At 42.5% G+C, this 17,084-nt stretch carries 16 protein-coding genes and 1 pseudogene; 4 read left to right on the plus strand and 13 right to left on the minus strand.

From position 1 onward, the window contains the following. Positions 1-215: 215 nt before the first annotated feature. Positions 216-2,792: a DEAD/DEAH box helicase gene (locus tag V1502_RS09595; protein WP_409254129.1), complete on the minus strand. Its 2,577-nt coding sequence runs from the start codon at positions 2,790-2,792 to the stop codon at positions 216-218. Between the two features lie 35 nt (positions 2,793-2,827). Next, positions 2,828-3,640 carry an Fpg/Nei family DNA glycosylase gene (locus V1502_RS09600; protein ID WP_409254130.1) on the minus strand — a complete coding sequence of 271 codons (813 nt, stop codon included), beginning with the start codon at positions 3,638-3,640 and terminating at the stop codon, positions 2,828-2,830. Between the two features lie 233 nt (positions 3,641-3,873). Here V1502_RS09600 and V1502_RS09605 point away from each other — a divergent pair, with 233 nt between their 5' ends. Continuing rightward, on the plus strand, positions 3,874-4,140 hold the full coding sequence (locus V1502_RS09605) for a hypothetical protein (RefSeq protein WP_409254131.1): 267 nt from the start codon (positions 3,874-3,876) through the stop codon (positions 4,138-4,140). A gap of 314 nt (positions 4,141-4,454) precedes the next feature. Next, positions 4,455-4,937 carry a hypothetical protein gene (locus tag V1502_RS09610; RefSeq protein ID WP_409254132.1) on the plus strand — a complete coding sequence of 161 codons (483 nt, stop codon included), beginning with the start codon at positions 4,455-4,457 and terminating at the stop codon, positions 4,935-4,937. 370 nt (positions 4,938-5,307) lie between these two features. On the opposite strand, the gene V1502_RS09615 is transcribed toward V1502_RS09610, so the two are convergent. From V1502_RS09615 to V1502_RS09630, 4 genes are all read right to left on the minus strand, one after another. Beyond that, positions 5,308-7,200, minus strand: a complete 1,893-nt coding sequence (locus V1502_RS09615) for a fructose-specific PTS transporter subunit EIIC (protein WP_409254133.1) — start codon at positions 7,198-7,200, stop codon at positions 5,308-5,310. Positions 7,201-7,203: 3 nt separating this feature from the next. After that, positions 7,204-8,127 (minus strand): 1-phosphofructokinase, encoded by a 924-nt coding sequence (gene pfkB, locus V1502_RS09620; RefSeq protein ID WP_409254134.1) that lies wholly within the window; start codon positions 8,125-8,127, stop codon positions 7,204-7,206. Continuing rightward, positions 8,124-8,873 carry a DeoR/GlpR family DNA-binding transcription regulator gene (locus tag V1502_RS09625; protein ID WP_409254135.1) on the minus strand — a complete coding sequence of 250 codons (750 nt, stop codon included), beginning with the start codon at positions 8,871-8,873 and terminating at the stop codon, positions 8,124-8,126. The genes pfkB and V1502_RS09625 overlap by 4 nt, the downstream gene beginning before the upstream one ends. Before the next feature lie 188 nt (positions 8,874-9,061). Beyond that, positions 9,062-9,397, minus strand: coding sequence for a GNAT family N-acetyltransferase (locus V1502_RS09630; protein ID WP_409254136.1), 336 nt, complete (start codon positions 9,395-9,397; stop codon positions 9,062-9,064). Between the two features lie 452 nt (positions 9,398-9,849). On the opposite strand from V1502_RS09630, the gene V1502_RS09635 reads away from it, so the two are divergent. Further along, positions 9,850-10,989, plus strand: coding sequence for an IS110 family transposase (locus V1502_RS09635; RefSeq protein WP_409254137.1), 1,140 nt, complete (start codon positions 9,850-9,852; stop codon positions 10,987-10,989). A 110-nt stretch (positions 10,990-11,099) separates the two neighbouring features. Here the strand turns inward: V1502_RS09635 and V1502_RS09640 are convergent, their stop codons facing one another. Both V1502_RS09640 and V1502_RS09645 read right to left on the minus strand, forming a co-directional pair. Then, the gene (locus V1502_RS09640) at positions 11,100-11,231 is read right to left on the minus strand and encodes a hypothetical protein (RefSeq protein ID WP_409254138.1); all 132 of its coding nucleotides are present in this window, start codon (positions 11,229-11,231) and stop codon (positions 11,100-11,102) included. Positions 11,232-11,405: 174 nt separating this feature from the next. After that, positions 11,406-12,014 carry an FMN-binding negative transcriptional regulator gene (locus V1502_RS09645; protein ID WP_409254139.1) on the minus strand — a complete coding sequence of 203 codons (609 nt, stop codon included), beginning with the start codon at positions 12,012-12,014 and terminating at the stop codon, positions 11,406-11,408. Positions 12,015-12,084: 70 nt separating this feature from the next. On the opposite strand from V1502_RS09645, the gene V1502_RS09650 reads away from it, so the two are divergent. Continuing rightward, on the plus strand, positions 12,085-12,765 hold the full coding sequence (locus V1502_RS09650) for a serine/threonine protein kinase (protein ID WP_409254140.1): 681 nt from the start codon (positions 12,085-12,087) through the stop codon (positions 12,763-12,765). A 52-nt stretch (positions 12,766-12,817) separates the two neighbouring features. On the opposite strand, the gene V1502_RS09655 is transcribed toward V1502_RS09650, so the two are convergent. The 5 genes and pseudogenes from V1502_RS09655 to mtnK all read right to left on the minus strand — a co-directional run bounded on the left by V1502_RS09655 (position 12,818) and on the right by mtnK (position 17,069). Continuing rightward, positions 12,818-13,411, minus strand: coding sequence for a hypothetical protein (locus V1502_RS09655; RefSeq protein WP_409254141.1), 594 nt, complete (start codon positions 13,409-13,411; stop codon positions 12,818-12,820). A 204-nt stretch (positions 13,412-13,615) separates the two neighbouring features. Next, positions 13,616-14,041, minus strand: coding sequence for a cell wall hydrolase (locus tag V1502_RS09660; protein ID WP_409254142.1), 426 nt, complete (start codon positions 14,039-14,041; stop codon positions 13,616-13,618). Between the two features lie 131 nt (positions 14,042-14,172). Next, a pseudogene (locus V1502_RS09665) lies at positions 14,173-14,352 on the minus strand (MBL fold metallo-hydrolase); the annotation flags it as partial. A gap of 486 nt (positions 14,353-14,838) precedes the next feature. Beyond that, positions 14,839-15,885 carry an S-methyl-5-thioribose-1-phosphate isomerase gene (gene mtnA, locus V1502_RS09670; RefSeq protein ID WP_409254143.1) on the minus strand — a complete coding sequence of 349 codons (1,047 nt, stop codon included), beginning with the start codon at positions 15,883-15,885 and terminating at the stop codon, positions 14,839-14,841. Between the two features lie 11 nt (positions 15,886-15,896). Further along, a complete protein-coding gene (gene mtnK, locus V1502_RS09675) occupies positions 15,897-17,069 on the minus strand; it encodes an S-methyl-5-thioribose kinase (protein ID WP_409254144.1) in 1,173 nt (390 codons plus the stop codon). Positions 17,070-17,084 lie beyond the last annotated feature (15 nt).

Raw genomic sequence — 17,084 nt, forward strand, 5'->3', positions numbered from 1 at the left:
TAGATAGTGGGTGTATGTCCCAGGGGCATGCTCTTCGTAGAATGAAAGTGAATATATAGTCATAGTGCTAGCTCGGGTGCATGCTCTCAACAACCTGTAGGTGAATATGTTGTCAATGCACTTGCTCGAAGAATAACACGGAAAAATTCTTACACTTATATACAGAAGAAAGCCGCTTCTCCATGGAAGCGGCTTTTAAAATGTTTAGAAATAAATCAACCTCTGTTCCCTCTTCCCCGCTTTCTTACGCGGGAGTAGTGGCAGCTGTCACAGATAGGGAATTTGAAGCCCGCGGGAAGTCTCTTACCGCAATTTTTACATTTCAGCGTCATAGTGGAAACTTCTGTATCCAGACTTTCATGGACACCGTCAGCAATATCTTCGCGGAGGCGTTCCCAGTAGATCGCCTCTGTCCCCCTGTCAAGGCGATATAGGAATAACAGATGAAGGCCCACAGCTTTATAAGCAACCTCCTGCTGCTCCAAGCTTTTCCTCTTTAACCTGGGCTCAGGGAGTTCGTGGCCGCTGATGATCGCGTCCATTGTTTCCAGCCATTGTGAGGTCAGTTCTGGTTCCTTTTTGGAGAACGGCAGGTGAAGGAAACCATATAAGTCCATCATAGACAGCCGTGCTTCTATCTCCGTCCCTCTTACCAGTTCATAGAGTTCTCTTTCTTCATATAAGGATGCTTTTTGAGTACCGAATGGGCTTTCGAATTTTTCCCATAGCTCAAAAAAGCGGCCGAGGTCATGATAATATTTTTGAAAACGTTCGAAAACCGAGTTTGTCGGGGCAATAGCAAAGGATTGAACCGGTTCGTCCTCTTGGTCAAGCAGTTTTGACATCCTTTTTATGTCTTTTGTGAAAGCAACCTTTCCGACATCATAAATCCCTTTCCTTCCGGCTCGGCCCGCAATTTGTTTTACCTCCTGAGACGTCAGGATTCTTCTGCGGGTCCCGTCAAATTTGTCATTTTCCAAAAACACAATTCGGCGGATCGGGAGGTTAAGCCCCATGCCGATTGCGTCGGTTGCAACGATGACCCTTGTTTCCCCTTTGATAAATCTCTGCATTTGTTTCTTGCGGGTTTCAGGCGGCATGCTTCCATAAATCATGCTGACGGAATGCCCGTTGTTTTGCAGCTTGGAGGCTGTTTCAAGCACCCGCCTCCTTGAAAAGCAGACGAGTGCGTCTCCTCTTTTGGCATGTTTCAGAGAAAATTCTCGCTGTTCCACCTCCAGCGGGATGTCCCGGCTGTACTCATGAATCTCTACATGACAATCTTCCAGAAGTCCAAGAAGCATCGGCTTGACGTTACGGCTTCCAATGATGTGCACTTCTTTGGCACGCGCCTTTGTAATCGCTTTGTACCAAGAGAATCCACGGTCTTTATCTGCCATCATCTGTGCTTCATCGATGACTACTACATCGAATTCTTCTTTTTCATAAAACATTTCTACGGTACATGCTACATGTCTGGCACCTATTACCGTCTTCTCTTCTTCTCCCGTTTTCAGGTTGCATGGAACCCCTTCGTTGTTCAGGCGGTCATACACTTCCAGGGCAAGGAGACGCAAAGGTGCAAGGTAGATCCCGCTTCCGGCTCTTTTCATGCTTTCTAATGCATGATGCGTCTTGCCGGTATTAGTTTCTCCGATATGAAGGATGTATCGGGTATTTCCACCGAGGGAGACACTGTATTCCCTGCCGAAAATATCGTTCATCATCCGTTCTTCTTCTTGTCTCTTGCGTTCGAGTTCTGCCAGTTCTGCTGCTTTTCTTTCTTCCCTCCTGGCAACATCTTCTTTATACCTGGTCTTATGCGCTTCCTCTTCATATGGAAGTTCCGAAAGATGCAGCAGGTCATCCACATATTCTTCCTGCAGGTAATCCATGTAGAGGTGGGCTCCATCAAGTAATTCATGATGAAGCCACTTTCTCAGCTCATCATACGGCAGTTCATCACCAAAAGCATTGCGGTAATTGGTCTGGTATTCATCACTAACCCGGGTTAGGAGTAATTTAGGGAAAGTTTTCATTACATAGTTTGAGACAAACTCTTCGTACACGTAAAAGTAAGTCTCGTATTCCCAATAACTCCTTCCCCGATGCATGGTCCGGTGTATCAAGCCATTCAGCTCATGAAAAAATTCTGACAGGGTTCCAAAGTCATCAGGATCAAATGGGCCGAGTTCTTCCAGCTGTTCTTCCAGCATAAAAGTATCGACATGACGGTATCTTACTTTTTCTTTAAAATCACTTGCCAGCTTTTGTGCAACTGCATATCGAACGGGAAGATACCAATCCTGTTTGACAGATTGGTAAGTACTCTCAAGCTCTTTGGTGATGTCCAACCTGACGCTTTTTTGTGCAGCCTCGAGCTTATCCTGCTCCAGTCGCAGCAAATACCCTTCTCTTGCTTGCTGATATCGTTCTTCCCATTGATCCGCTTTGGTATCGGCAAGGTCCTGCAGCCATGGAATGACATTAAAGGGCTGATAATCTCTCATTTCATTTCTGAAGACCTGATTGATGACCTTCTTATCGACTCCTTCGACTTCGTAATCGCGGTCGCGCAGGAAGGATTTCTTTTCACTTCTGCTGATAAAATTGGTGACTTTATTCAGCCAGACATTCACCCATAGCTGCTCTATATAATGAATTCTTTCATTGAGATAATCGTTAAAAGAAGGAAGCGTCTCCTTTGTTTCCAAATAGCGGAAGATATCCTCTTTAATTTTTCGTTTTGTGTCTTGTATTGCCTCGTCATGCAATGCGTGTATTTTTTCCAATATTGATCACCTTTTCTTGACTGCTTTAGAGAAGTTTACTTTTGACAATTAGCGCAATAGAATGTTTTCTTTGATGAGATTTCGTCTTTAATGATGGGACTTCCACATCGGCTGCACGGCTCACCCTCCCGGTCATAAACCCTGCACTTGGTATTGTAGCCGCCAGTGAGAGTGTCACCGGTAAATAAAGGTTGTTCCATATATCCCCCGCTGTTTGCAGCATCCTTTAATATGAATTGCATGGACTGGAAAAGCTGGCGGATTTCGTGTTCGGAAACTTCATTGAATTTCCGCTGGGGCAGCAGTCCTGCATGAAAGCAGATTTCGTCAGAATAGCAATTACCGATACCAGAAAGAAATTGTTGATTCACCAATGTTGTTTTTAAACTGCCCCTGCGTTTCGCAGCCAAATCCAAAAATTGTTCAACCGAGAATGGAGGGCTTAAAGGTTCAGGCCCGAGATCTTCCAATTCTATCGCTGCCTCTTCGAATCCTTTATATAGATGTAAATACCCAAGTCTCAGGCCAATAAAATATAAATGCTGATTTTCAAAAGAAATACGTATTTGAATGGTTCTGTCAGGCTTGTCTTGCTCACTGCCGAAAAACATCCAGCCGCCGAGCATCAAGTGTAATAATAATACTACATCATTATCGAGATGAAACAGCAAGTGCTTTGCTCGTCTTGTCACTTTTTTTAATGTGCGGTTTTTAACAAGTTGTGTAAATTCATCTACAGAAACATTTATCGACTTTTCCCTGCCGACCTCTACATCAGTAATCAGTTTGTTTTGAATACGCTCCGACAAAAGATTCTTATAGTTCTCCATCTCAGGAAGTTCCGGCATGGTATCACTCCCACTCTTTTTTTCTTATCTTTTCCGAATGAATGGAAAAAACAAGTCCCATAAATGGGAAACTGATTGTATGCTTTAGTCCTTTAAACCACTAAGAGGGACTGTCCCTCTTAGTGGTTTAAAGGACTAAAGCACTTCGTGGCAAGCCCCTTTTCACTAGGAGTGCAAACCGATATCCCTCCACTTCCATACGATAAAGGGAATGTTATTTAAGGAGGAAGCTTATGTATAGAGAAGGTTATCCTGTGAAAGAACAAGATGAAAGAATCATTCCTTTACTACTTTTAGGTGCGGCAGCTGGTTACGGTGGTTACGGCTATGGTTACGGGCGCCCGGGGTTTGGATATGGCTATGGTTTTGGCCGTCCTAAATTTGGTTACGGCAGGCCTGGTTTTGGCTATGGTTACGGCCGTCCGGGATTTGGATACGGTAGACCTGGATTCGGTTATGGTTACGGCCGCCCTGGATATGGGTATGGCGGTTTTTACTAAAGGCTGTTTTTCAAAACTTTGTTGCTAATTACTAGGAAGTTCATAATTCACAGAAATTAGGAGCTAATCACCTTATTTAGTTATATAAGCTTTTGTACCCGAGGGAAAAATTCGGCCCTGTGGATTTTTCCGATAGCAACAATCTATACGACTACAGCCTTACTAACAGAAAGTTAACAAGAAGACTTCTCCCATAAGTATTCGGAGAGGTCTTTTTTGGTTAGAATAAAGGATCTAATGAATAATCCTGAATAGCAGAAAGCAAATTATACCTATGATGATATTTAACAGGCAATATCTAAGTAGGTGTCAAAATGAATACTCTTCCTAACTTTACTTGGTATTTACTTCTTTCTCTCAGCGGTCTTATTATTTTATTCACAACATTCTTTTTGAAGAGGCATGAATTTAAACGGGTGCTCTCTGTCTATCTTTTCATTTCAGGGCTCAGTTTTATTTTGGATTTCATCATCCTTATCTGTTTTAATGCCTACGGGTACATGCCTGGTGTTTTCGAACAAAAATGGTTCGATAATGTTCTCGGCTCTTTTACTTCACAAGGAATCGCAGTCCCTTCTGCCGCTGTCTTGCTTGCTGCCTTTCAAATGCATTGGATATGGATCCTGCTTGTGACAGCTATATTGGCTGGAGTCGAACTGACTTTTTTGCATATGGATATTTATCTCCATCATTGGTGGAATACTGTATTAACGGGTGGTCTCCTCCCGATTGGGTTCATGCTTTCCATGTTTTGGGATAAAACGATGAGAACCTTAAAAAAACGGCAATATTGGTAACGTTCTATTTAGGCCTTAATACGTATGCTCATTCACTGAAAAGCAGCCTGATTAGCTGGTTTTTGCTCTGCGTGAGTACCTTTCAGGAGTGCTTTTTGGCGGAACTGGACATCCCCTGCCCTCCTCTCACTTCTATCCATTATTATTATTCGCTGTTTTCGTATATATTGTTGCTCTCGGAAAAATCCAAAGAGCCGGATTTTTCCCTTGGAGACAAGGGCTTTTTTCTCTGAAAAGGTGAATTAACTCTTTTCTTACTTGTTTATCAGGCTATTTACGAAAAGAGCCTTATTAATAAACTTCAACTTTGCTAAACTAGCACAACATAAAAAAAAGAAAGCTGGAAAAATTCCCAGCCTTCTTTCTATACTTACTGTTGTACAGGTTTTTTCAATAATCCTACCATGATCGCTGTCACGAGTGATCCAATCAGGATGGCAAGGATGTACATCAAAGGATTTCCTCCAACAACCGGAATGACGAAGATTCCGCCGTGAGGTGCAGGAAGTCCGATTCCGAATGCCATGGATAGTCCGCCGGCTACCGCTGAACCGACAATGGCAGATGGGAGGACACGTCCTGGATCTGCTGCTGCAAATGGGATTGCACCCTCTGTGATGAATGAGGCACCCATAAAGTAGCATGTGAAACCAGCTTTTCGTTCTTGTGCTGTAAACTTATTTTTAAAGAATGTAGTCGCCAAGGCCAATCCAAGCGGCGGAGCCATTCCGCCTGCCATGATGGCTGCGTGAGGTCCGAAGTTGCCGGCATCGATCATGGCGATACCAAAAGTGAAGGCTGCCTTGTTGATCGGTCCGCCAAGATCGACGGCCATCATTCCGCCTAGAAGAAGGCCAAGAAGCACTAAGTTCGTTGTGCCCATTCCGCCCAGCCATTCTTGCAATTGATTATTGATGAAAGCTACCGGCTCATTGACAACAAATAACATGATTAACCCTGTGATCAAAATTCCAAAGATAGGGTAAAGCAATACCGGCTTTAAGCCTTCAAGCCAGTTTGGAAGATTTGTAAAAAGCCTCTTTAAAAGCAGTACTACATAACCTGCAAGGAACCCGGCAATCAAACCGCCAAGGAATCCGCCTCCGCCTGATGCTGCAAGGAACCCGCCGACCATACCTGCCGCAAAACCAGGTCTGTCAGCAATACTCATGGCAATAAATGCGGCAAGAACAGGGATCATCAGACCGAACGCCCCGGAACCTCCGCCGATTGTCATAAGAGCTTCAGCGATTGGATGGTAACTCTCGTGCTCAGGATCAAATGCCTCAATTCCAAACATGAAGGAGATCGCAATTAAGATACCGCCGCCGACCACGAATGGAAGCATGTTGGACACGCCGTTCATCAAATGTTTATAGAAACCGCTGCGTTTTTCTTTCGTTTCGCCGGACTCTTCAACTGCTTTACCGCTGCCCTTGTAAACAGGAGCATCACCGCTGACTGCACGGTCCAGGAGTTTATCAGGGTTTCGGATCCCTTCTGCTACAGGAACCTGGATGACTTTTTTCCCTTTGAAGCGTTCCATTTCAACTTTCGTATCGGCTGCAACGATGATGGCTGCAGCATTCTCGATTTCTTCTTTGGTTAATTGGTTCTTCGCGCCGCTGGAACCATTTGTCTCAACCTTGAAGTCGATATTTCTTTCTTTTGCTTTTGCTTTCAAGGAGTCTGCGGCCATGTACGTGTGAGCAATCCCTGTCGGACAAGCAGTTACAGCCAGAACCTTGCCTATGTTTCCGGCAGTGCTTGGCGCTTCTGTTACTTGTGGTTCTTCTTCAGCTAAAACTTCTTTCTCTTTGTCATCGATTAAACGAAGAACTTCTTCTTCATCTGCTGCTGTTAGTAATTTCTTTCTGAAAGCCTCATCCATCAATAGAGATGATAGACGCGAAAGTGTTTCTAAGTGGGCGTTGTTTGCTCCTTCAGAAGCTGCGATCATGAAGAACAAATGGCTGTTCTGCCCATCCAGTGCTTCATAATCAATCCCTTCTGCAGAGCGGCCGAATGCAATTGCAGGAGTTTTGACGGACGCTGTTTTGGCGTGCGGGATTGCAATGCCCTCGCCGATTCCGGTGGTGCTTTGTCCTTCTCTCGCTAGAATCGCTTTTTTGTATCCTTCGCGATCATTCAGCTTGCCTGCCTCATCTAATTTATTGACCAGCTCATCAATGACATCCTCTTTGGAGCTGGATGTTAAATGAAGGATCATGGTGTTTTTTTGTAAAAGTTCTGTTATCCTCATCGGTTATTCCCTCCCTGATATGGGTGTTGCCTCTATTTCATTTAAAAGTTTTTCAATTGTTTCTTTTGTACAGAAGCCTGCAGAATATGCTGTCGCACTTCCGGCTGCCGCGCCATATTTAAAGCTTTCTAAAGCATCTCCTGTCTGTTCGTATGCAGAGATGAATCCGGCGACGACCGAATCTCCCGCTCCAACTGAATTGACAAGTTCGCCCGGCGGTACCTGGGCAAAGTATGCACCTTGTCCGGTAAAGTATAAAGTGCCGCTTCCTCCCATTGAAACGATGACATGCTGTGCTCCCATTGCCGCCAGCTTGTTTCCAAAAGGAATCGCATCCTCTTTGGTTTGAATGGATACATCGAACAGTTCTCCGAGTTCATGATGATTCGGTTTGATTAAAAATGGCTTGTATTTCAGGATGTTTAGCAGTTTTTCTTTCGTTGTATCGACGACAACTTTGACACCTTTATTTTCCACTTGTTTCACAATCTGTTCATAAAAATTGGCTGGCATAGAAGGTGGAAGACTGCCGGCCAGAACTACAATATCACCTTCTTCAAGAACATTGAGCTGTTCTGTCAACTGGGAAAGTGCTTCCGTTGAAATGTCAGGACCATTGCCGTTGATTTCAGTTTCTTGTTCACCGCGAAGTTTGATATTGATGCGGGTATCACCGTCTACCGTGATGAAGTCGGTATCGATATTTTCTTTTTTTAATTCATCCACAATGTATTGGCCGGTGAAGCCGCCAATAAATCCTAGTGCTTTGTTTTGGACCCCCAAAGATGTTAATACCCTTGAAACGTTGATTCCTTTTCCCCCTGGAGCTTTTGTTTCTTGCTCCATTCGATTCGTTTCCCCCAGTGCCAGTTCCTCGACTGTTACAAAATAATCAATGGAAGGATTCAGGGTAAGTGTGTAAATCATGTTGTCACAACCTTTATTGAAGTATGCTGCTGAAATTGGTGAATCGTTTCACTTTCTTTGTTGGTAATCAGGATGCCTTGTTCTAAATCAGCAATCTTACTGAATGAAACTTCTCCAATTTTGGAGTGGTCGGCCAGGACGTACACTTCCTGTGATAGATTCATAGCCGCTTGCTTGATCATGGCCTCCTCCGGGTCTGGGGTTGTGTAGCCATAATCAAGATCGACGCCGTTTGTACCAATGAAACATCTGTCAAATCGATACGTCTTCAGCGTTTCAAGAGCTGCCCGCCCGATCATTGCGCGGGTCGGACCTTTGACCATTCCGCCGAGCAAGTAAGTGGTGATGCCTTGTTCGAGTAATGGCTCGACAAGGTTGATTCCGTTGGTCACTACAGTTAATTTCTGCTGTTTCAAAAAGGGAAGCATCTGTTGTGTAGTCGTTCCAGCATCCAGATAAATAGAGTCCCCATCCTTGATGAAGGAAGCAGCTGTCTTTGCAATTGATAGTTTATCTTGAAGGTTTTTGAATGTTTTTTCTGTCATACTCGGCTCATTCCGTTTGCCTTGCAATAATGCTGCTCCGCCATGAACCCTTTTCAATTTCTTTTCATCTTCCAGTTGAATCAGATCGCGTCTAATCGTCGATTCTGATGCATCTGTTTTTTCAATCAGTTCCTGCAGCTTAACGACACCCTTCTCTTCCAAAAGAGAAAGAATGATTTGCTGCCGTTCTGGAGTAAGCATGTTCATCCTCCAATTCAATTTGAATTACCTTCATTATAAAGTAAGCCTTTACATTTTTCAATCACAAAAATTCATTTTCTTTCAAAAACGTTCAATGATTTTTAGATATATAGGTTTATAAAGTAATCGGTAGTTTCTATGACACATAGAAAAAAGACCAGAGGTTCCTCTGATCTTCCAAGTAATATTTAAAATTCCTCATCTTTAATCATAGGCTCTGCAGATTTAAAATAAATCAATTCCGGATCTCCTTCATCGAGGTTCTCTACAATGCCGCTCGGTTTAAATCCACAAGCATCAAAGACATGCTGCATGGTATGGTTGGAGCGATTGGTTGATGAGAAAACTTTTGAAGTAGGTGACATTTCTATCAATGATTCTATCAGGCGGCTTGCAACCCCTCTTCTTCTCTTTGATGGTGAGACAATGACAAGTGAAATAAATGCACATTCAAAAAAGTGAGTGTTAAAAATGAGGAATCCTCCCGCTTCATCCTCCCTCGCAACTAGGCAATGTCCTGCCATTATTGCCTCTTTGATAAACGCTGTGTTCGTAAAGATTGTTGCTATCGGAAAAATCCAAAGGGCCGGATTTTTCCCTCGGGTACAAGGGCTTATCTAACTGAACAGAGTGAATTGCTCTTTTCTTTCTTGTTTACCAGGATAATTCCTGTGAAATATGGCTACTTCTCTTGAATTTCAGAGTGAATAGCAACAAAGTTTTAGAAAACATCTCATGATCTCTCGCTCTCAACCCAGGAATGAAAATAGGTTCTCTTTTCCATAATGTAGATACTACAAACAGTGAGTATATAACGTGGCTCTTAATGGTGGTTTGACCCTGTTTAGAAAACTGTTGGAATGAATTTGGTGCACAACCCATTGTTAGCTCTCTCACGAGATGACTACGAACAGAAAAATGTTCAATTTCAAATTCGTTCCACTGTTTGTGGATTATATGATAAAGGAAGAGTGAAATGGAACTATTATACAAACGGTGTGCGGGTCTAGATGTTCATGCAGAAACAATTGTAGCTTGTGTATTGTTGGGTGAATCCGAAACTGACATGGAAAAGGAGATTGAAACCTTCCCTACTTTAACAAAAGATTTATTTCGTTTATTAAAGTGGCTAGAAGAAAAGCAGGTTACCCATATTGCAATGGAAAGTACCGGAGTTTATTGGAAACCTGTTTACAATATTTTAGAAGATTTCTTTGATATTACATTGGCCAATGCACAAAGAATTAAAAACGTTCCAGGTAGAAAAACAGACGTCTCCGATGCAGAATGGATTGCCAAATTATTAAGACATGGCTTGATTGAGAAAAGCTTTGTTCCTTCTGAAGACTTTCGAAATCTTCGAGATTTAACACGTCTCAGAAAGAAATGGATCGGTCATATGACATCTGAAAAGAATAGAATTCAGAAGGTACTCGAGACTTCAAACATCAAACTGGGAACCGTTATTTCAGATGTATTTGGAGTTTCAGGAAGAAAACTCTTAGAACAATTGATGGACGCAGGTTATATAGACCAAGAGGAAGTTGAGCAGAGAATTCACGGTAAGATGGCACATAAAAAGCAATTAATCACAGATTCATTATTTGGAACATTAAATGACCACCAGATTTTTCTAATTAAGCAATCCTGGATGCACATTGTATACCTTGAAGAATTAATATCTGACATTGAGAAAAGAATAGATGACGTTTTAGTAAAGTATCAAGAAGAAGTAGATCTTCTTATTACAATGCCAGGTATTAAGAAAGACACAGCTGCGACTATCTTAGCTGAAATAGGTGTGGATATGATTCAATTTCCAACCTCTAAACATCTTGCCTCCTGGGCAGGCTTGTCACCTGGTAATCATGAAAGTGCAGGGAAACGAAAAAGCACACGGACGATGAATGGAAATCCCCACATAATATCTGCTTTATGTGAAGCTGCGTGGGCTGCTTCACGAAGTCGAAACAAAAGATTATCCGTTAAATATTGGTCATTGGCTGCCAGAAGAGGAAAGAAAAAAGCACTCGTTGCGATAGCACACCGAATGCTTACAATTGTCTATCACATGCTTTTAAACAAGGAACCCTACCACGAGACACCAGTAAATTAGCAGTATAGACAAACAATAAAAAAGTTATACGAGAAACCTTAAATTAAGGTAGCTCTGCTTTCCTATTGTAAAAATTTGATTAATATAAGGATAAACAGTTAGGGTGAAGTTTAAACCCAATAATTATTTTCACAGAAAAGAGCCTTGATAAAGGGTCTTCTCGAACGGCTTCCGATAACCTCGCAATCTATCTGGACTATCTCTTCCAAGTCATTCAACTGTGCTTTAGAAATAGTAATCAATTTGTTCCTCCTCTTTATATTCCCTGAAATTTTACACAATGCAGCCTCTTCTTCATCAAGATACTGAAAGAATTCTATCCGGCTCTCCTGAATTTTTAATAGTTGCTTACTTAAGAGGCATCTTTACTTTGCAAAGGTGTTCCACAATAGCCTGTGTGCAGTTCATTTCTACTCTTACATATCTTCCTCCATCAACTCTGCAATTTCATTAGAATCATAAATATCGAGATTTTTGAGATTCTTGATGACTTCCTCTTTATTTTCTTTGCTTTTGTTCTGGTTCAGCTTCCATTTTCCTTCAAGTCCTTCAATTTTTATTCGGAAGCCGATGATGCCATTGAGGAGGCGGCTGACGGTTTCCGGTTCATTTTTCAGTGTCCATGGATTTTCAAAATCTTTTTCATAGAAGTCCACTGATTTTTGGAGTATGGATAACAATTCAGTTTCTTCTTGTATTATTTCTATAATTCCTTGAACATGTACCGCGACATAATTCCAAGTCGGCACATTCCTATTATCTTTATACCAGGAAGCAGAAATATAAGAGTGTGGGCCTGAGAAAACCACCAAAACTTTCTTTCCATGCAGTGCTTTCCATTGCGGATTTGCCTTTGCCAGATGGCCGATGAGTTCCGGCTTGTCATTTTGGGTTAGGATAAAAGGCAGATGTGTCGCCTGCGGTCCCTTTTCATCTTGAGAGAATAAGATGCCAAAACTGTTTTCTTCGATGAATCCGAGAAGCTTTTTAGTATCTTCGACTTTAAAATCTTTTGGAATGAACATCATTTTCCTCATTTCATTTGTTTTCTTTTACTATACTATAAGAAATAAGAACATGTGAGGAGTGAAGATGATGCTGGCTGAATGGCAGGCCGTTATACCTGATCTTAATAAGCTCGTGGTTAAATCCAACCCCAATAATGAACCGGTCTCCATTGACGGAGATGCAGATGGTCTACTTCTGGTTGGTACCGGGACGGACGCGGCTGTATTCCGATCCATGATGCTTCCCCATTTGGCATTTAAAGTATATGCAAATGAAAAACGTGATAAAAAAGCAGTCGAAGAATATGTATATGACCGCCTCGGAACCTCACCTTACTTTTCCCGGAAAATCGGCAGCGGTGAAAACTTTCTTGTATTAAGTTTTGAAGAGGGCACGAACCTTTATGATTGTTTACTTCAGGGGATCTCCATCCCCCCCACTGTGATAGAGGAAGTGGAAGAGGCCAGAAGTCACATTCGAAGGCAGGGGTTGAATCCCCGGGATATGCACTTGAAAAATATCCTTCTTCATAATGGGAAGGCAAAAATCATAGATGTCTCGGAATATGTCCAGCCAGGAAATGATAAACGCTGGGAATACCTGAAAAAAGGGTATGAACAATACTACCGGTATATAGATGGAAAACCTGTACCTTCCTGGCTTGTGGAAACCGTACGCGTCTGGTTCAATCAGACAAAAGGTCCAGAGTTCACCTTCGAAGAGTTCATGAAGAAAATATTGTCCCTTACCTTTCGCTGGATAAAATAACATAATCTTTAAATAAAATAAGCGGTCCCTGATTCCCGGGACCGCTTTGCTATTATTTGTTTTCTTCCAACTCTTTAATAGTAGAAAAGAAAAGGTGGTAAATTAACTGAAGGTTGTTACCAAGTGATTCATTTTCATTAAAACCATCCAGTTTGTCGATCGAAAGATTAACATCAAATAAGCCATCTTTGTCGTTCCACATCAATTGAACTTTATCTTCGCCGTGAAGTTTTTCCGCCAGGATGGCTTTCAGTTCACCTGCGTATTTCTTTTGCTGCTTTAATCCAGTTAAAGCACTATAATGACCGAACACATCATCCACTTCCAACGTCAAGCCCTCGATCCTGATAATATCAAACCATTTACTGTCGATATACAAAAATTCATTTACATTCTGTTTCACAAAATTGACGGGAGTCTGTAAAAATTCTGGAGTCTCTTCTGTATTGACCAGTTCTTCTGTCTCTTTGTTCACTCGTTCAATCAGTGCGTCATGGAAACGCACGGAGTCATCCAAAGGTTCAACAGCTGTCCCCTCAGGCAAAAGCCCGTGTTCCTCTGTATAGTTTCTTTCATCTGAAAACAAGGCAACCGTGTTGTCCTTCATCTCTTCTTCTATGTACGTTTTGATTGTTTTGTTAAGCATCTATGATCCTCCTAAAGTCTATTCATTATTAGTTATATCATATCCTATAGGATTTTTCGTAAACTATGGCTGTATGGAATAAAAACGAGCCGCTCCAGTCTACTGCAACAGCAGTCATAACCGGTAGTTTTCTAAAACTCAGGAGTTTTTCATTATTTAATATAAAAAAGCTTGCGGAAAGGCTCGCAAGCTTTGTATGAGGCGTCAATAATATACCTGCGGGCAGTCTTCTTGAGATGGGGCGAAGAAGCAGTGGGCTTTGTATCTTCCTACATTTTTCTGATTGTACCAGGTTGGCGGACAAGCGCCTTCCGGCCGGTAGAACCACAGGGCATAGGATGCCGGATGATACTTCCACCCCTTAATGACTTGTCTTGCAAGGGCAATATCTTTTTCTCTCGCTCTTTGATAAAAATACCCTTTTACGGTCGCTTCAAATCCGCCTGGTCTTTGAAAAATCATATCTCTCAAGGTGCGGATATCCTTGAAATCCAGACAGTTCGATATGACTCTGTTCACCCCGGTATTTCCTACTGTCAGCATACCAAGGCGGCCGTCCCCTTCTGCTTCGGCTCTCATCAGTCTCGCCAGCAGTTTCACATGTTCTTCTGGAGCTTTCAAAACAGCCATATAGAAACATACCTCCTTTTGTCAATCCTAATAACCATGTATATTCAAAAGAAGAAATTTAGTGGCGATTATTTTTGAAGAGGACTGAGATTAATGGATACAAAAGCTTGTTGCACTAATGAATGGCTAAGTTAAAGCCACAAGGTTTCCCCGATAGCCAGCACGTTGAGCTTTTCTTCTTTCAAACCGATTCTCTTCCACTCCGAGAACTGGCGGTGCAGGGCTTCCGGGCCAGTATCATCTGCAAGGCGGTACGCTTGGTAATGCACAGGAATAAACAATCCTGCCTCCATTTCAGTGAAGGCTTTTAGTGGTTTGATGTCCTTGAGGGAGCCCCTCTAGACACTTTTTTATTGTTTTTAGTGGTTTGATGTCCTTGAGGGAGCTCCTTAAGGCACTTTTCTCTAGTTTTTAATGATCTGATGTCCTTGAGGGATCTCCTCAAGGCACTTTTCTCTTGCTTTTAGTGGTTTGATGTCCTTGAGGGAGCTCCTTAAGGCACTTTTCTCTAGTTTTTAATGATCTGATGTCCTTGAGGGATCTCCTCAAGGCACTTTTCTCTTGCTAATTAGTGACTTGTGTCCTTGAGAGAGCCCCTCAAGGCACTTTTTTATTGTTTTAAGTGATTAGATGTCCTTGAGGGACCTCCTCAAGACACTTTTCTATAGTTTTTAATGATTTAATGTCCTTAAGAAAATTCCCCAAGCCTCTTTGACTATACGGCAAACCGCGATAGATCGTACAAAGAAGTGCCTGAAACATTTTGTCTGTTTTGTACCAGGCACTTCTTTGGTTCCTTATTTTAATGTGGCAAGCTGTTTTTTATAATTCCCTTTAATTATTCCTTTTTCTGTAATGATGGCTGTGATGTATTCATTTGGCGTAACGTCAAAGGCGGGGTTATAGACATTTGCCCCTTTAGGTGCGACCTCCACACCATTTAAGTGAGAAACCTCTTCAGGGTTACGTTCTTCGATAGGTATGTCTGCTCCTGTTTCAATGGCCAAGTCAATCGTTGATAACGGGGATGCTACATAGAAAGGGATATTGAATGCTTTTGCTAAAATGGCCAATCCCCTTGTTCCGATTTTATTGGCTGTATCGCCGTCTGCCGCGATTCTGTCAGCGCCGACAATGATAGCAGAAATATTTTTTTCGGCAATGGTATGGGCGGCCATGTTATCCGTGATCAGGGTGACGTCTATTCCGGCCTGCATTAATTCCCAGACGGTCAAGCGAGCTCCTTGAAGGACGGGTCTTGTTTCTGTCGCGTACACTTTCAAATCGATTCCTTTTTCCTTAGTAATATAAAACGGCGCCAGTGCTGTACCGTACCTGGCCGTCGCAATTCCACCCGCATTGCAATGGGTAAGGACAGCGTCTCCTTCTTTGAATAGTTCAGCGGCATATTCCCCAATCGATCTGCAGACTTCTTCATCTTCCTGTGCAATCGTTAATGCTTCTTCCTTCAAAAGCAATTGTCCTTCTGACACCGTCGCTGCCTCCGAAAACCGGTTGATGAGCCTTGTCAGTGCCCATGACAGGTTGACCGCCGTCGGACGGGAACTCTCTAAATAACTCCGCTTTTTTTCCAGTTCATAGTAAAATCCCAGGTAATTATCTCTCTGTTGAAAGGATTGAGCCCAAAGTGCAAGCCCAAAAGCAGCCGTAATGCCAATGGCGGGGGCCCCTCTGACCTTAAGTGTATGGATGCTGTCCCAAACGTCCTCAATGGTCTTAAGTTGTATGAATTCTGTTATATGCGGAAGTTTCTGCTGATTTAACAGCAGGATGTGGTCACCTTTCCACCGCACAGACCTGATGGTTGTTGTCTCGGTTGTCATGCTCTTCCCCCTTAATATAATGCCAGTTGTTCAGGACATGTAATTATTTTTCTCTGAAGAATCAACCTTCGTCCCAAGTCGATGGCCTCTGACTTTGCTTTTAATCTAATTGTCTTATCTTCTATGTCGTCCAGGTCTGCCACGTGAGCAAGGCCGATTGTACGGCGGATGATTTCACACCCTGCAAAACCGATGGAATCTTCAAAGATTTCAGCCAGAATATGTTCGAGGTATCCGGCTGTGGTGGAGTAGGTTTCCAGGTTGTGCTCGAGCCACAATCTTGTAAATTCTTTCTTAAAAACAGTCCATGTGTCAAAAATGATGGCAAGTCTTCCAGCATGTTCTCCTTTCGGCCTTGATAGGGCATTCAAAAGGATGTTTGCAAAAAACTGGCCTACGTCAAATCCGATAGGTCCATAGAAAGCGAACTCCGGATCGATTATTTTCGTGTCATCATCTTTGACGAAAATACTGCCGGTATGAAGATCCCCATGAAGAAGGGCATCTGCCTGAGTTAAGAATTTTCTCTTCAGCTTACCGGCTTCCAGTCTAACAATTGAATCACTCCACAGAGCTTCAACTCTCTCTCTTAGCTCTTCCTCAAAGTTATTGCTTTCATGGTTATGAAACGGGTCTGTGAAAACAAGATCCTCTGTAATCTTACATAGTTCCGGATTGATGAACTGGGCGACCAGTTCTTTCTTTTCCCTTCCGGTTAAACCAAAATCAGAAGTGAAAAAGAGGGTCTTAGCCAAATAGGTACCAATATGTTTTGGCAAAAGCGGGTAGGTTTCCCCTTCAATCAATCCCTTTCTCAAAATCTTGTAGTCTGATAGATCTTCCATCACCGTCACAGCGAGACCTTCATCTGTATATAACACGTGTGGAACCGATTCTGGTGTAAACTCACGGTATTTCTGAAGGGCACTGCTTTCGATCAGAGCCCTCTTCAGTGTAAGCGGCATGCTTTCGCCTACAACTTTTGCATACGGAAGCGCCTGTTTGATGATGATCGATTTTTCATATAGTTGATTACCAATCCGGAACACATAATTCAGGTTGCCGTCCCCGATTTCTTGACAAAACAGCTCTTCATTTTGAGTGAAAAACCCCAATGTTCTTGCTAATTCCACTGCACTATTTTCTGTTAAAGGATAATATCCATTTTCTTTTAAGATTGCCATTTCATACTCCTCCTT

This window comes from Rossellomorea sedimentorum, from assembly GCF_046237645.1.
Classification (GTDB): domain Bacteria; phylum Bacillota; class Bacilli; order Bacillales; family Bacillaceae_B; genus Rossellomorea; species Rossellomorea sedimentorum.

Excerpts from the sequence above, each read along its gene's own strand:
- V1502_RS09600 (WP_409254130.1), bottom strand. The coding sequence starts at position 3,640 with ATGCCGGAACTTCCTGAGATGGAGAACTATAAGAATCTTTTGTCGGAG.
- V1502_RS09605 (WP_409254131.1), top strand. The coding sequence starts at position 3,874 with ATGTATAGAGAAGGTTATCCTGTGAAAGAACAAGATGAAAGAATCATT.
- V1502_RS09610 (WP_409254132.1), top strand. The coding sequence starts at position 4,455 with ATGAATACTCTTCCTAACTTTACTTGGTATTTACTTCTTTCTCTCAGC.
- V1502_RS09615 (WP_409254133.1), bottom strand. The coding sequence starts at position 7,200 with ATGAGGATAACAGAACTTTTACAAAAAAACACCATGATCCTTCATTTA.
- pfkB (WP_409254134.1), bottom strand. The coding sequence starts at position 8,127 with ATGATTTACACACTTACCCTGAATCCTTCCATTGATTATTTTGTAACA.
- V1502_RS09625 (WP_409254135.1), bottom strand. The coding sequence starts at position 8,873 with ATGCTTACTCCAGAACGGCAGCAAATCATTCTTTCTCTTTTGGAAGAG.
- V1502_RS09630 (WP_409254136.1), bottom strand. The coding sequence starts at position 9,397 with ATGGCAGGACATTGCCTAGTTGCGAGGGAGGATGAAGCGGGAGGATTC.
- V1502_RS09635 (WP_409254137.1), top strand. The coding sequence starts at position 9,850 with ATGGAACTATTATACAAACGGTGTGCGGGTCTAGATGTTCATGCAGAA.
- V1502_RS09645 (WP_409254139.1), bottom strand. The coding sequence starts at position 12,014 with ATGTTCATTCCAAAAGATTTTAAAGTCGAAGATACTAAAAAGCTTCTC.
- V1502_RS09650 (WP_409254140.1), top strand. The coding sequence starts at position 12,085 with ATGCTGGCTGAATGGCAGGCCGTTATACCTGATCTTAATAAGCTCGTG.
- V1502_RS09655 (WP_409254141.1), bottom strand. The coding sequence starts at position 13,411 with ATGCTTAACAAAACAATCAAAACGTACATAGAAGAAGAGATGAAGGAC.
- V1502_RS09660 (WP_409254142.1), bottom strand. The coding sequence starts at position 14,041 with ATGGCTGTTTTGAAAGCTCCAGAAGAACATGTGAAACTGCTGGCGAGA.
- mtnA (WP_409254143.1), bottom strand. The coding sequence starts at position 15,885 with ATGACAACCGAGACAACAACCATCAGGTCTGTGCGGTGGAAAGGTGAC.
- mtnK (WP_409254144.1), bottom strand. The coding sequence starts at position 17,069 with ATGGCAATCTTAAAAGAAAATGGATATTATCCTTTAACAGAAAATAGT.